The sequence below is a fragment of the Streptacidiphilus sp. P02-A3a genome, from assembly GCF_014084105.1.
Lineage (GTDB): Bacteria > Actinomycetota > Actinomycetes > Streptomycetales > Streptomycetaceae > Streptacidiphilus.
Genome location: NZ_CP048289.1, coordinates 586,635 through 599,925 on the forward strand (window position 1 = coordinate 586,635; position 13,291 = coordinate 599,925).

Annotated in this window: 13 protein-coding genes; 12 read left to right on the forward strand and 1 reads right to left on the reverse strand. The window is 69.7% G+C overall.

Going from position 1 to position 13,291, the window contains the following annotated elements; all coding sequences use genetic code 11:
- Nucleotides 1-295: 295 nt before the first annotated feature.
- From GXP74_RS02750 to GXP74_RS02805, 12 genes are all read left to right on the forward strand, one after another.
- Nucleotides 296-622: a transcriptional regulator gene (locus GXP74_RS02750; RefSeq protein WP_182449809.1), complete on the forward strand. Its 327-nt coding sequence runs from the start codon at nt 296-298 to the stop codon at nt 620-622.
- A gap of 1 nt (nt 623) precedes the next feature.
- The gene (locus GXP74_RS02755; RefSeq protein ID WP_182449810.1) at nt 624-1,643 is read left to right on the forward strand and encodes a hypothetical protein; all 1,020 of its coding nucleotides are present in this window, start codon (nt 624-626) and stop codon (nt 1,641-1,643) included.
- The gene (locus GXP74_RS02760) at nt 1,643-2,350 is read left to right on the forward strand and encodes an ATP-binding protein (RefSeq protein WP_182449811.1); all 708 of its coding nucleotides are present in this window, start codon (nt 1,643-1,645) and stop codon (nt 2,348-2,350) included. The genes GXP74_RS02755 and GXP74_RS02760 overlap by 1 nt, the downstream gene beginning before the upstream one ends.
- Before the next feature lie 117 nt (nt 2,351-2,467).
- Entirely contained in the window at nt 2,468-3,004 is a 537-nt protein-coding gene (locus GXP74_RS02765) for a WhiB family transcriptional regulator (RefSeq protein WP_182449812.1), read from the forward strand.
- 25 nt (nt 3,005-3,029) lie between these two features.
- Nucleotides 3,030-4,073 (forward strand): DUF2637 domain-containing protein, encoded by a 1,044-nt coding sequence (locus GXP74_RS02770; protein WP_182449813.1) that lies wholly within the window; start codon nt 3,030-3,032, stop codon nt 4,071-4,073.
- 101 nt (nt 4,074-4,174) lie between these two features.
- Nucleotides 4,175-4,399, forward strand: coding sequence for a hypothetical protein (locus tag GXP74_RS02775; RefSeq protein WP_182449814.1), 225 nt, complete (start codon nt 4,175-4,177; stop codon nt 4,397-4,399).
- On the forward strand, nt 4,396-5,055 hold the full coding sequence (locus GXP74_RS02780) for a hypothetical protein (RefSeq protein WP_182449815.1): 660 nt from the start codon (nt 4,396-4,398) through the stop codon (nt 5,053-5,055). The genes GXP74_RS02775 and GXP74_RS02780 overlap by 4 nt, the downstream gene beginning before the upstream one ends.
- Entirely contained in the window at nt 5,055-6,827 is a 1,773-nt protein-coding gene (locus tag GXP74_RS02785) for a mobilization protein (protein WP_182449816.1), read from the forward strand. Before GXP74_RS02780 ends, GXP74_RS02785 begins: the two co-directional genes overlap by 1 nt.
- 114 nt (nt 6,828-6,941) lie before the next feature.
- Nucleotides 6,942-7,337, forward strand: coding sequence for a hypothetical protein (locus GXP74_RS02790; protein ID WP_225447678.1), 396 nt, complete (start codon nt 6,942-6,944; stop codon nt 7,335-7,337).
- Nucleotides 7,338-7,491: 154 nt separating this feature from the next.
- On the forward strand, nt 7,492-8,616 hold the full coding sequence (locus tag GXP74_RS02795; protein WP_182449817.1) for a tyrosine-type recombinase/integrase: 1,125 nt from the start codon (nt 7,492-7,494) through the stop codon (nt 8,614-8,616).
- Entirely contained in the window at nt 8,613-8,942 is a 330-nt protein-coding gene (locus tag GXP74_RS02800) for a helix-turn-helix transcriptional regulator (protein WP_182449818.1), read from the forward strand. The genes GXP74_RS02795 and GXP74_RS02800 overlap by 4 nt, the downstream gene beginning before the upstream one ends.
- Nucleotides 8,943-9,877: 935 nt before the next feature.
- Nucleotides 9,878-11,185 carry a hypothetical protein gene (locus GXP74_RS02805; RefSeq protein ID WP_182449819.1) on the forward strand — a complete coding sequence of 436 codons (1,308 nt, stop codon included), beginning with the start codon at nt 9,878-9,880 and terminating at the stop codon, nt 11,183-11,185.
- 216 nt (nt 11,186-11,401) lie between these two features.
- On the opposite strand, the gene GXP74_RS02810 is transcribed toward GXP74_RS02805, so the two are convergent.
- Nucleotides 11,402-13,276: a hypothetical protein gene (locus GXP74_RS02810; RefSeq protein ID WP_182449820.1), complete on the reverse strand. Its 1,875-nt coding sequence runs from the start codon at nt 13,274-13,276 to the stop codon at nt 11,402-11,404.
- Nucleotides 13,277-13,291 lie beyond the last annotated feature (15 nt).

Sequence of the window (13,291 nt, forward strand, 5' to 3'; positions counted from 1 at the left end):
CGTTGATCACGGCTGACATGCACACCAAAGTCCGTCTCTGCTGGTCAGCTGGGGTAAACGGGGTGGATGTATGCCCCCGAGCGGCCCTATGGTTCTGGTCCCACCGCGAAGGCCGGCGGGGCGCGAGAGGGGGATCGATGACGTAGCCGCGACCGGAAAAGAGACCGGCGCCCGGGAGCTACCAACTCCTGGACGCCGGGCCAGCGCCCCCAAGGGCACCGATTCACATCTCGCGGGCGGCGTGCCTTTTGCACGAGAACGCCGCACCGCACTCCTACGAACAACGGAGTATCGCATGCTCGCCATGCCGAGCGGAACCCTGGCCTGCCCGGACGCGGCCCGCCAGCAGCGCCTCGCGGCCCAGCTCGCCGACATGATCCCCGGCGCGGCCACCATCCGGGTCAGCCTGAACGACCCGACGCAGCAGTGGCCCCACCCGCACGCGATCGCCAAGGATGCGGCCGGGGAGACGATCGACCTGAACCGGACGACCAGCCGGGTCGCGGCTCGGTGGATCCTGCGGGTCTGGCCGGGCCTGGACTGGAACCGGGCCCACACCTTCGACCTCGCCACCGCAACCCTCACCCGCAGCGACCTCGCCGCTGCCGGTCGGGGCCGCTGACATGGCGCGGATCCGCACCATCAAGCCGGAGGCGTTCATCTCCGAATCGCTCGCCGAGGTGAGCATCGCGGCCGAGCGGACCTTCTTCGGCCTCCTCACCCAGTCCGACGACCACGGCCGCCACCGCGACAACGCCGCGATCATCGCCGGGCTGCTCTGGCCCCTGCGCGCCGAGCACACCTCGGTCCACGTCGAGGACGACCTCCAGCAGCTCGCCGACGCTGGTCTCATCTGCCGGTACACCGGCTGCGACGGCCGTCGCTACCTGCACATCGTGACCTGGTCCGAGCACCAGAAGATCGACAAGCCGAGCCAGTCCCGCTTGCCTGCCTGCACCCGGCACCGCGCGCCCGAGCGGTGCGCCCCCTGCAAGGGCACCTGCACTCAGCCCGGCGAGGAGTCGCCCACCCCTATCCGAGGGCTCGTCGAGGCTTCGCCGAACACTCCCCTAGCTCTCGATCGGTCCGCTCCGCCCGCCGCGACGCCTCGCGACCCCCGAGGCGAGGCTCTGACCGTCCAGCAGGACGCCCTCGTGAGCATCGTTGGCACCCCTGACCGGCCCGGCAGGAAAACCGCAGGTCAAACGGCATTCGCCGAGGCTTACCCGAAGCCTCCCCGAAGCCTCCCCGAGGGCTCGGCGCCTGGATCTAGGATCTTGGATCCTGGATCTTCTTTCCCTACGGGGCGCACGGCGCCCCCATCCACCGTCACAGCGAACCAACTCGTCGGCGAGTACGTCGCCGCCTGCGAGGAGCGCCCGCCCAGCGACGTGATCGGTCACCTGGGGCGGATCACCAAGAAGCTCCTGGGCGAGGGCATCACCCCGGAGCACATCCGGGCCGGGCTGGCGAACTTCGCCGGGAACCCCAAGCACCCGAGCGTGCTGACCAGCATGGTCAACGAGGCCATGAACGCACGATCGGCCGGTTTGGCGCGGCCGGGAATCCGCCCTAACGTGCCTCCTCACCAGGCGTGGACCAACCCGGTCGACGCAGTCTCCGCCTACGCCGAGGAGCTGTGATGCGCACCCGTACCCGCGAACCGCAGACCCTCGGCAGCGAGGGCACCCTGGACCGGATGGCCCGCATCCTGGCCGCCCGCAACATCGACCCGGCGACTGTCGCAGCGCTGGCCGAGGAGCACGAGCCCTTCTCGCTGCTGGACCTCCTGTCCGCCGGGATGCCCCCGCGCTACCAGGGCGCGGTCGCCGACCACCCGACGGTCCTGGCCTGGGCCCGGGACGTCGCCGAGGCAGCGGTCGCCCCCAGCGTGGGAGCCCGGCGACAGGTCACCACCGGGCCGAGCCTGCTGATGGCCGGGGTCGTCGGCGCGGGCAAGACGTACCAGGCGTACGGCGCGGTCCGGCACCTGGTGCAGAGCGGGCTCGGGGTGCGCTGGCGCGCGACCACGGCCGCCGACCTGTACGCCGAGCTGCGCCCGCGCCCCGGCACGGACAGCGAGCGGGAGCTGGCAGCCGTGGCCCGGTGCCCGCTGCTGATCCTGGACGACCTGGGCGCGGCCAAGGCCAGCGACTGGACCGAGGAGATCACCTACCGGCTGATCAACCGCCGGTACACCCACATGCTCCCCACGCTGATCACCACCAACCTGCGCATCAGCGACCTACGCGCCTACCTCGGCGACCGCGTCGCCTCCCGCCTGGTGGAGATGACCACCCGGGTCGAGTTCGAGCCGGTCGACCGCAGACGCCACCGCACCGCTGCCTGACCCACCGCAGGCCGCCATGCCGGGCCGCGCCCCCAGCGCGCCGCCCCACGCACTCCCGACCCAGCACACCTCCCCGCCGACGCCCCTGCGCGCGGAGAGCGATCGGAGCCACCTCGCATGACCACCACGACGATCAGCCCTGCCCACCACCGGTCGCTCGGCGACCACACCTGGCAGGACGACGCCGTCTGCCACCCCACCGAGTACAACCCGGTGGACCCCGAAATCTTCTTCCCCGAGCCGGACGAGACCGACAAGATCACCGCCGCGAAGGCACTGTGCGCCCAGTGCCCGGTCCGCCAGAACTGCCTGGACTCCGCCCTCGAAGGCAGTGACACCCACGGCATCCGGGGTGGGATGACCCAGGAGGAGCGCGAACCGCTGCACGAGAACCTCGCCAACCGTCTGGACTACAGCCGCGTCAGCGCCATCGTTGCCGGGCGCGACATTCACCTCACCAAGGCCGAGCGCCGCGCGGTCGTCCACGCCGCCTACCGCCACGGCGTCAGCGAGCAGCGCCTGGCCTGGCTCCTGAAGATCACCGAGGAGCACGCCCAGAAGCTCTATCGCGAGACCCGCCGCGCCCTGCGCAACCGACACCTGGAACAGACCACGACGACCACACCACCCCCGAGACCGACGGCGGACCCCTGAACCGCGCCGACTTCGGGACGGCGGCATGAGCACGCCCGAAGCAGCTCCCGTCACCGGCTGGGACCGCGCGGTCGTCATCGCCCTGGGCGGCGCAGGCTGCGCCCTGTCCTACGACGCCCTGCAGCAGATGGCCGTGGCCATCCACGTCCGGGGCTTCCTGACCTACCTCTTCCCGGTGGTGATCGACGGCTTCATCGCCTACGGCATCCGGGCCCTGATGGTCTTGCGCGACGCGCCCCTGCGCGCCCGGCTCTACGTTTGGGCGCTCTTCGGCACGGCCACCGCCGCCAGCATCTGGGCTAACGCCCTGCACGCGGTCAGGCTCAACCAGGAGGCCGCCGCGACCGCTGGTCTCCGGCTGGGCAACACGGTGGTCGCGGTGCTGTCCACCATCGCTCCGCTCGCCCTGGCCGGAGCGGTCCACCTCTACATCCTCATCGCCCGCGGACCGGTCAAGGACAGTGACCGAGGCGACCTCGGCCAGGCCGGTCACCTCGGTCAGGCTGACCGACCCGAGAGCGTCGCGGTCACCCGCACTGACCGGTCCGGTCAGCAGCAGCCCCCGGCCGGTCAGGTCAGCCCCGGTCACCCGGCCACCGCCCTGACCGACCTGCCCCGACCGTCCGTGGACAGGCAGACCTCCACGCCTCGGTCACTGACCGGGGACAGCGACCCGACCAGTACCAGTGGCCCGGGCACCGGTCACCACGAGCTGCCGCGACAGGCCGCTGACCTGCCCGGACAGCCGGACACCGCACGGCCGGTCACTGACCACCCGGTCGGCATCGACCCGGTCACCGACCACCAGGACAGCCCCCGGCCGATCACTCCGCAGCCGGTCAGCGGCCCCGGCACGCCGGTCACCGGTGACCGGCGGGCTGACCCGGACACCGACGAGCTGCTGGAAATCGCCCGGTCAGCGGTCAGGGCCGAGGACAAGCTCACCCGCAAGGTGGTCGCCCAGGCGATCCGAGGTCAGCAGATCCCGCTGTCCAGCGACACGCTGACCGCCCTGATGGTCCAGCTCCGCGAGCAGCACGGACAGCCGGTCACCACCGCCCGGAACTGACCGGGCAGCACGAAGCGGGTGACCGAGCCGGACACCTCGGCCGGTCACCCGCCCTCGACCCCCTCACTCCACGCCTCCCGAGAGAACCGGAGAACATCCCGATGCGCACCCGCCCCGCAACACCAGCCGAGGTCGACTCCTGGCTGGCCGTCCTGCACCAGCGCGGTCACCTCTACTGGGCCGAATCCGGGCCCGATGACACCTGGACCGTGCAACGACGCCGACACAGCCGCCCCTGGACCCTGCACCACCCGGTCCTGGCCATGGACTGGATCGAGGACGTCGTCCGCGAAGTCCACCAGCACGACCCGGAAGCGAGCCGGTGACCGCCAACGACCAGGGGGTCACCACGTCTGGACAGCAGTGTGACCCCACGACGGCTCCTGGCGGAGCAAGTTGTCGCGTACGACGGTCCTACGGCCCGTCGTACGCACTTGCCCCCGCCCCAGAGGCCGGGGGAGGTCCTGCTGGTCCCCGAGCGAGGGCGCCCGGGGACCAGCAGGACTCGCGGCACCAGGGGGCGCCACTCGCAGGAGGAGCAGCAGTAGTCGAGCCCGAACAGCCGAGCCCGAGCGCTCCAGCCTTCCCTGACCGCAAGCCGCGCCGACGTACCCGCAACCCCAGCGAGCGCACCCACAAGACCACCACCCGCCTGTCCGACATCGAGCAAGCCGAGATCACCGTCGCTGCCCAGCAGCGCGCCGTCACCGTCGCCCGCTTCCTCGCCGCCGCCGGCCTCGCCGCCGCCCGCGGTTCGACCACCGCGCACACCAACGAGCAGCTCGACGCCGCCATCGACGAGCTGGCCGCCCTACGAACCGCCCTGGCCAGGGTCGGCAACAACATCAACCAGATCGCCTTCATCTACAACGCCGGAGGCCAGCCCCGCCCTGGCGAACTCGACACCGCAATCACGTCCTTGACCACCCTCCTGTCCCGCATCGACAACACCTCCGACACCCTTGTTAGGAAGCGACTCTGATGGTCCCCAAGATCCGACGCGGCTCGCGCACCCACGGTCTCCTGGTCTACCTGTACGGACCCGGCAAGCGCGACGAGCACACCGACCCCCACCTCGTCGGCAGTTGGGACGGCTTCGCCCCCGACCCCGGCCGCGACACCAGCCCCGACCCCGACCCCAAGGCCACCCTGGCCCGGCTCGCCGCCGCCCTGGACCTACGCGTCAAGCAGGCCGGCACCAAGGCCCCGGCCGAACATGTCTGGCACTGCTCGGTCCGCACCGACCCCGGCGACCGAACCCTGACCGACGCCGAGTGGAACACCGTCGCCCGCCGCCTGGTCCACGCCGTCAGCCTCGCCCCCGAGGGCGACCCGGACGGCTGCCGCTGGATCGCCGTACGCCACGCCGAGGACCACATCCACATCCTGGCCACCATGGTCCGAGGCGACCTGCGCCGCCCCAGGATGAACTACGACTTCAAGAAGGCCCAGGCCGAATGCCGCCGCATCGAAGAAGAGATGGGCCTGCGCCACCTCAAGCCCGGCGACGGCACCGGAGCCAAGACCCCCACCAGCGCCGAGCGCTTCAAAGCCGAGCGCACCGGACGCACCGAACCACCACGCGAAACGCTGCGCGAAGCCGTCCGCCAGGCACTGGCCGGAGCCGCCACCGAAGAGGAGTTCTTCACCCGGCTGCGCGAGGCGGGCCTACGCGTCCGGATACGCAACGCCCCCTCCGGCGATGCCACCGGCTACAACGTCGCCCTCCCCGGCGACCGCAACCGCGACGGCCAGCCGATCTGGTTCCCAGGCTCCAAGCTGGCCCCCGACCTGTCCCTGCCCAAGATCCGCCAACGCCTGGCCGACGGGATAGCCGACCCTACGACACCCCCGTCCGGCACCAGCGGCCGACCGGACTGGTCGCCGCCCGCCCGGGAGCGACGCAGCGCCACCGCAGTCGCCGAGCACGCCGCCAGTGTGCTCGACAGCGACGACGACGAAGCCGCAGCCCACCTCGTCGGCTTCGGCGAACTCCTGGACGCGGTCGCCCAGACCTCCCCGGCCGCCACCCGCACCGAGCTGGGCGCAGCCGCCCGCGCCTTCGAACGCGCCACCCGCAGCCACGTCCGAGCCGAACGCGCCGACACCCGGGCGATCCGCTCGGCGGCCCGCGGCATCATCCAGGCCGGCAGTGCACTGGGCCGAGGCGAAGACGGCGGCACCACCGCCATGCTCCTGTCCACCCTGGTCCTGGTCGCCCTCGCCGCCGCCCGCTGGCACTCCGCACGTGGCCACGCCCAGCAGGCCGCCGCCTCCCAGCAGACCGCCCAGCACCTGCGAGCCGCCTACCGCCAGGCCGCCGCCACACCCATGCAGGCCCTGCGCGACCAAGGCCGCGCCCTGCCCGCAGCCGAACGCCGGACCTACGAGGCCACCATCCGTGCGGCCCTGCCGGAAGCCATGCCGCAGGCGGAGGGCTCGCCCAGGACCGAGGCTCTGGCCGCCACCCTCGCCCAGGTGGAGCAGGCAGGCCACGACCCCAAGGCCCTCCTGCAGCAGGCCATCGACCTGCGCGAACTCGACACCGCCGACAACGTCAACGACGTCCTGGTCTGGCGACTGATCCGCCTCGCCCAACTCCCCACCCAGCCCAGCGAAGCGACCCGCCGCCCGCTGACCGCCACCCGACAGCCCAACCCTGCGACCAACCGCACCACCACCACCCGAACGGCACCCCCGACCCCGGCCCGCCCCACCGGTGCCGACCCGCACAACCGCCCACCGCGCCGCTGACCGGCAGTCCGGCAGGCTGGCCCCCAGCCTGCCGGACCCCGCGAACCCCCTGGACAACCGGTTCCACCGGCTGTTACGGATAGAAGCAGAAGCCCCGACCGGGAGAAGAAGCTCGTGCACAGAACCACCAACCGCCCCACAGAGCCGACACCCGTGCTGCCCGCCCTCCCCGCCGGAACTGACCCCCTGCTCCAACTCGAGTACCAGACCGAACTGCCCAGCGGACCCGGAGCAACACGCTGTCTCCGCCACCCAGCCGAGCTCTCGCTACGCGGCGTCCCCGCGATGTGCACGGCCTGCCGCGCCCGACGCGACTGGCTGCTCATCAACCACAGCCGCAACGTCTGGATCGTCTGCCGGTGCAGCAACCAGTGGCTCGAACCCGAGATCAGCCGCGCCGACTTCGACGCCCTGATCGACATCCCAGACGGGACGATCTACCCCAGCGTCGAGCACGGACTCGCTGCTCTCGGCTTCGACGGTGCCTTCGCCGGCATCTATCTGGGGTAATGCGCGGTATTGCATTGGGTGCAACATACCGCGTATCCGGAGAAGGGCTCTGGCCTGCGGTTTTCTGAGGGGATCAGCGTCAGGCTGATCCCCTCAGGCGGGTTCCCCCTTGGGGTGCCGTAACCAGATGCAACGATGTTGCGTTGGATGCAACATGAGTCGAGCGGTCGATCTACCGGGTGCTGCCCACCTGGTGCTGGCTGATGGCGTCGTGCATCTGGACCCCGAACCAGCGGTCTTCGAGGCGATGCTTGACGGCTGGACGTTGCAGCAAAGAGCCCGCTTCCTGGACTGGGAACAGACGATCAAGCCCCGGCTGAGGTTGATCCGTCGGTTCGCGGAGTTCACCAATGAGTACCCGTGGCAGTGGACTCCGATGGAGGCGGAGGCGTTCATCGATCACCTCCGTTCGCGGCGCGAGCGCTTCGCTGTCTCGACGGGCCGCAGCTATCAGAATGCGCTCCGGCTGTTCTGCGACTACGTGACGGATGCCCGCTATGGGTGGCCGCTGCGCTGCCATGAGCGGTTCGGGGCGGTGCCCGCGCAGATCCTGCACGAGTGGAACACGATCACGCATTCAAGCGACTACGAGGGACGGCCGGAGCGGCGGCCGTTGACGTACGACGAGGTCCAGGCGTTGTTCGACGCGGCCGACGGTCGGGTGGAGGAGATCCGGGCTCGACGCCGCAAGGGCTCGATGGCGGCGCTTCGGGACTCGGTCACGTTGAAGACGGTCTACGCCTTCGGGCTGCGCCGACAGGAGGCGTGCTGGCTGGACCTGCCGGATCTGCGGCGCAATCCGAAAGCGGCAGAGTACGGGCGGATCGGTGCGCTGTTCGTGCGCTACGGCAAGGCGTCGAAGGGCGGGCCGCCCAAGCGGCGCACCGTCCTGACCGTGCCGGAGTTCGACTGGATCGTAGAGGTGCTGGAGCGCTACCTGGAGGAGGTCCGCCCGGCGTTCGCACCCGCGCAGCATCCGGCACTTTGGGTGACGGACCGGCGCGGGCGGCTGTCGTTGCGTCGCCTCGACGAGGCGTTCGAGACCGCCCGGGTGCTGGCGGGCTTACCGGAGGAACTGGACCTGCACTGCCTGAGGCATTCGTATGTCACGCATCTGGTGGAGTTCGACTACCCCGAGAGGTTCGTCCAGGAGCAGGTCGGCCATCTCTACGCCTCGACGACCGCACTGTATACCGGCGTGTCCGACGACTACCGCACTCGTTTGGTGCAGAGGGCGCTCCAAGCGCGGCACGCCGGATTGTGGGAGGCCAAGGCGTGATCAGGAAGACCGGATTCCATTGGAATCTAAGGAAGTTGATGGCCCAGCAGGAGATGTTCCAGACAGCTGACCTGGTTCCCCTGCTGGCGGAGCGCGGGGTCCGGCTGTCACGCGAACAGGTGTTCCGACTGGTGACCCAGCCGCCGCAGCGGCTGTCCATGGACACGCTGGTCGCGCTGTGCGACGTGCTGGGGTGCGGCGTCGAGGAACTGATCGAGGTGGTCGCTGTCGAGGAGAAGGTCCGCAAGACCGGCACCGGACCCGACCGGGCCGGGCCCGCCCCGGAGCCGCGCCGCACCACGATCCGCCGGCCAGGACCCGCATGAACGCCGACCAGGCCCGGAAGGAGGCCACCGAGCTGCTGGCCCACCAACTCCCGGGCGTCGATGCCGCAGTGCTCGCGCAAGCCGTGCACCAGGCGGCACCCGGCCAAGCAGTCCACGCGCTGGTCAGACATCTGCGTGAGCACGGCATCCAGGGGTCGGCGACTGAGGCCACGATGCCGGCTTCGGCCTTCCGGCTGCTGACCGCACTGGAAGCCGCAGGGGTCCCGCGGGTGGTGGCGCCGTCCTGCGCCGACTGCGGCGAGCACAAGGCTCTGCCGCGGCGCCGACCGGACAGATCCCGGATCTGCGAACGCTGCGCAAACACACGCTCCGCCTCCACCTGCTGTCGCTGCGGGGAGGTGGGCCGAGCCCACTCGCGCACCGAGGACGGAACCGTATGCCCACGCTGTGCCCGCCGAGACCCGGCCAGCTGGGAGGAGTGCGCCCGCTGCCGCCAAGCCAGACCGGTCACTTCCCGTCAAGCCGACGGCTCCGCACTGTGCATCAACTGCTACGAACGCCCCAGCAGAACCTGCTCAAGCTGCGGCGAGGAGCGACCGGTCAAGGCCCATGGCGAGGCAGGGCCGCTCTGCAAGGACTGCTACGAACGCCGCCCCAGGAACTGCGGCGGCTGCAACCAGGTCCGGAAGATCGTGATCCGCGCCGCTGACGGACGCCCTGACCTCTGCAGTAGCTGCTACAACGGACCCCTCAAACCCTGCTCCAAGTGCGGCAAAGTCCGATCCTGCCGAGGCGTCCGAACCGGCCGCTATCTGTGCCTGTCCTGCACCCCGCGCCCCCAGGCCGCCTGCGCACGCTGCGAGCGCATCCGGGACGTGAAGACCCGCTGGCCCATTGGCCCGGTCTGCCCCTCCTGCTACAGCTACATCCGAGCCAACCCCAAGGAATGCCCCGGCTGCGGTCAGCACCAGCCGATGATCGGACACAGCGCCCAGAGCCAACCCTGTTGCGGCCCCTGCGCCGGAGTGAACCGGCGCTACATCTGCCCACAGTGCGGAGGCGGCGACATCGGCCGCCAGGGCTCCTGCGCCCGCTGCCTGTTCGGAACCGAACTGCACCGACACTTCGGCGACACCGAGCTGCTGGCCCCGCTGGTCGCCGACCTGGAACGCTCCGAGCACCCCGAGGCGGTGCTCTACTGGCTACGCCGAGAAGACAGCGGTGCCGCACTTCTGCGCCAGCTGCTGGCCGGCGGATCCGAGCTGAGCCACGAACTTCTCGACACCTTCCCCGGCCGCACCGCAGCCGTCCACCTGCGCCAACTCCTGGTCAGCCACGGCATCCTGCCCGAGCGCGACGAACTGATCGCCCGCACCGAAGCCTGGATGCACCGACTCCTGGAGGAAATGGACCCCCGACACCGGGCCGTCCTGCAGCCCTACGCGACCTGGGTGGTGCTACGGCGAATCCGCCAGAACGCCCGCACCCGCGCGCTGACCGACTCCAGCGTCACCTTCGCCCGCGAGCGAGTGCGCTGCGCGGTCGCCTTCCTGCGCTGGCTCGACGAACACGACGTCGCTCTGGAGCAGGCAACACAGCATGATGTCGACCGCTGGCTGACTGCCGGGACGACCACGCGATTGCGACTGATCGACTTCCTGCGATGGACCCGGCGCTGCGGCCTCAGCCAGGAACTGACCGTCCCCGCGATGCCAGAAGGCGAGCCGGTCAACTTCCTCGACGAGGACCACCACGTCGCACTGCTCTACCGGTGCGTCCACGACACCACCATGCCCACCGACGTACGGGCCGCCGGAGCGCTCCTGCTGCTGTATGGCGCCAAACTCACCCGCATCGCCCGCCTGACCCACGGTGACGTCCTCCGCAGCGGCGACCAAGCATCTGTCGCCCTCGGAGAAGACCCCGTCGTCCTGCCACCCGCCGTCGAGCAGCTCCTTGCTGCTCAATCTCAGAGACGACCAAGGTCCCTGTCCCAGCACACCACCACCCCAGTCGAACAGGCATGGATGTTCCCCGGCGCGCTCCCGGGACGTCCCACCTCCGCGCACAGGCTCCGCCAGCGCCTGTCGGACCACGGCATCGATGTCCGCCCCTCACGCAACAGTGCCGTGCTCGCCCTGGCCCAGGACCTCCCCGCCCCGATTGTCAGCTCGCTACTGGACCTGCACATCAACACCGCAGTCCACTGGGCGAAGCGCGGAAAACGGGACTGGGCCGACTTTCTGGCCATGCGCCGCGCCGACCCGATCTGGAGGCCGTAGTCGATGCAACACCGTCAGCGAGTTCTGACGTGTGGTCCAGCGGCTCAGTTGCACGATGGCGCAGACAGCCGCCACGTCGCGGCCTGGACCGAGGCCCGGCTGAAGATCGCTACCTGGATCACGGGCTTCTACAACCCACGCCGTCGGCATAGCGGAGCCGCCGGGGATCAGGCCGCATAAGGAAGGCATCTACGCTTCGAGGGGATTGACACGCGGCTAATCCCTCGAGATCACCAGCAGCGGGAGGATCGCGGCCCACGCCTCGGCCAGGTTCTTCTCTGTCCGTACTGGTCGGCGAAGCGCCTGCCCGCCGTAGTTCTTCCACACGTAGGGCGAGAACGACCCCTTGCCGAAGTCGCCGCCGTGCCAGTCGGCCAGGACCTCCGGCAGCAGGTCGCCCGCGCGAGCCAGTGACCCGAACACCTCCAGTTCGTCCAAGTCGACGATGGACAGCCGCTGGACCTGCTGCTGCTGCAGCATGCCCAGGCGGTTCAGCTCATCCTGGATGTAGGTCCAGGTGACCGGGTTGAGCGGGAAGTGGTTGCCGGCGACCACGATCGGGAACACCTTCGTGGCTGGCGCGGACAGCGGCGACCCGACCGGCTGTGGGTCCCACAGCATGAACGCGGCGACCGTGTCCAGTTGGCTGGCCTTCTTGATGACCGCCGCCTCCACGTCCTTCTTGAATGTGCCGACGTTGCCCTCCCTGGTCGGCAGACTCATCGGCTTCTTGACGATCTCGAACAGCACGGTGGCATCGGGGAACTCGACACCGGCATCGGTGTTCGGAGGGGTCACACCCTTCTTCACCGTATAGGCGGACTTGATGTCCTCTTCGGTGAAGTACGGGCGCGGGCCGCCGATGATGACCGGCGCGATCTCCTGTACGAGTTCCTCAGCGAACGGCTCGATCACATGCTTCCCGTACTCGCCTGCCCACTGATCGCGCACCGCCTTGCTGACCATGTCGAGGTGGTCGAACACCCGCCAGTACAGGCCGTCGGTGATCGCCTCCAGCAGGAACGGCTCGTCGAGGACGATGATCTCATCCCCGAGCCGCAGCAGCGGACGGCGCTGCAGCGGCAGCATCTGCCACGGCGCCGGGTTCGCCGCCAGCCCCGCCCGGAGCTCGGCGACGTCGGTCGCGAACCGGTCCAGAAACAGCTCCACCTTCTCCCGAGCCAGCTTGACCATGGCGAACGCGTTGATCCGGACGGGCCCGTCGACGCGGTCCGACACCGTGGCTACCCAGTAGGCGAAGCCCACCGCGAGCACCTCCGCCAGCGTCAACCCGTCGGTGGCCTCTGTGAGCAAGTCCACCGCGCTCTTGCCCAATGGGGTGTTGACCAGTTCAGCGCCGTGCCGGGTCCACATTGCCCAAGCCCGGGCGAACATCGCTCCGGCGTCATGCGGCTCGTTGAAGATGTGGTTGCAGACCATCTCCATGGCGAAGGACTCGTCGGTGCCGCCGAGCTGCGGTTCGTTGGCGGGGCGCGACTCGCTCAAGGTGTCCGCTGCCAGGTGGACCAGCACGATCGCCGCAGACTCCGGGTCGATGCCTTGAAGGTAGTGCGCGACTCGGGGATCCGGGTCCTGATTGGGAATCGGAGTGGTCAGCGCCAAATGCATCGCACGCAGCACCGGCTGGCGTGCGAGGAACCAACGCGTCGGTCCGCCCGTAATGCCGCCGAGCACCGTCTCGACAGTGAGGCGCAGGCCGGGCTGCAGCCGCTGCAGGAAGCGCTGCTGAAGCACCGAGACATGTTCAGCCGAGCGTGCGGTGCGGTTCAGCCTCGCGAGGTGGAAGAGATACGACTCCGCCGGATACATGCGAAGCAGCGTCTCGATCCACACCTGCGGCTCGAAGTCGAAGCCCTTCGCCTGTGCCACTACACCGAAGTACTCGCTGGCCGACAAGTACGCGCTGACGGCGGTCTTCAACCAATCGTCGCCGGCCCACACCAGCCCCAAGCGCATCGCAGCCCAGGACAGATCGGGAAGCACAAGCCCCGACGGCAACGTCCTCGGGGGCGGCACCATGGCCGGCGCGACGGGGACGAAGAACAGGCCGGGGGGCATCTCATCGGTCACCAAAGGAGGTTACTG

Coding starts and splice junctions, on each gene's coding strand:
- GXP74_RS02750 (WP_182449809.1), top strand. CDS start 296: ATGCTCGCCATGCCGAGCGGAACCCTGGCCTGCCCGGACGCGGCCCGC.
- GXP74_RS02755 (WP_182449810.1), top strand. CDS start 624: ATGGCGCGGATCCGCACCATCAAGCCGGAGGCGTTCATCTCCGAATCG.
- GXP74_RS02760 (WP_182449811.1), top strand. CDS start 1,643: ATGCGCACCCGTACCCGCGAACCGCAGACCCTCGGCAGCGAGGGCACC.
- GXP74_RS02765 (WP_182449812.1), top strand. CDS start 2,468: ATGACCACCACGACGATCAGCCCTGCCCACCACCGGTCGCTCGGCGAC.
- GXP74_RS02770 (WP_182449813.1), top strand. CDS start 3,030: ATGAGCACGCCCGAAGCAGCTCCCGTCACCGGCTGGGACCGCGCGGTC.
- GXP74_RS02775 (WP_182449814.1), top strand. CDS start 4,175: ATGCGCACCCGCCCCGCAACACCAGCCGAGGTCGACTCCTGGCTGGCC.
- GXP74_RS02785 (WP_182449816.1), top strand. CDS start 5,055: ATGGTCCCCAAGATCCGACGCGGCTCGCGCACCCACGGTCTCCTGGTC.
- GXP74_RS02795 (WP_182449817.1), top strand. CDS start 7,492: ATGAGTCGAGCGGTCGATCTACCGGGTGCTGCCCACCTGGTGCTGGCT.
- GXP74_RS02805 (WP_182449819.1), top strand. CDS start 9,878: ATGATCGGACACAGCGCCCAGAGCCAACCCTGTTGCGGCCCCTGCGCC.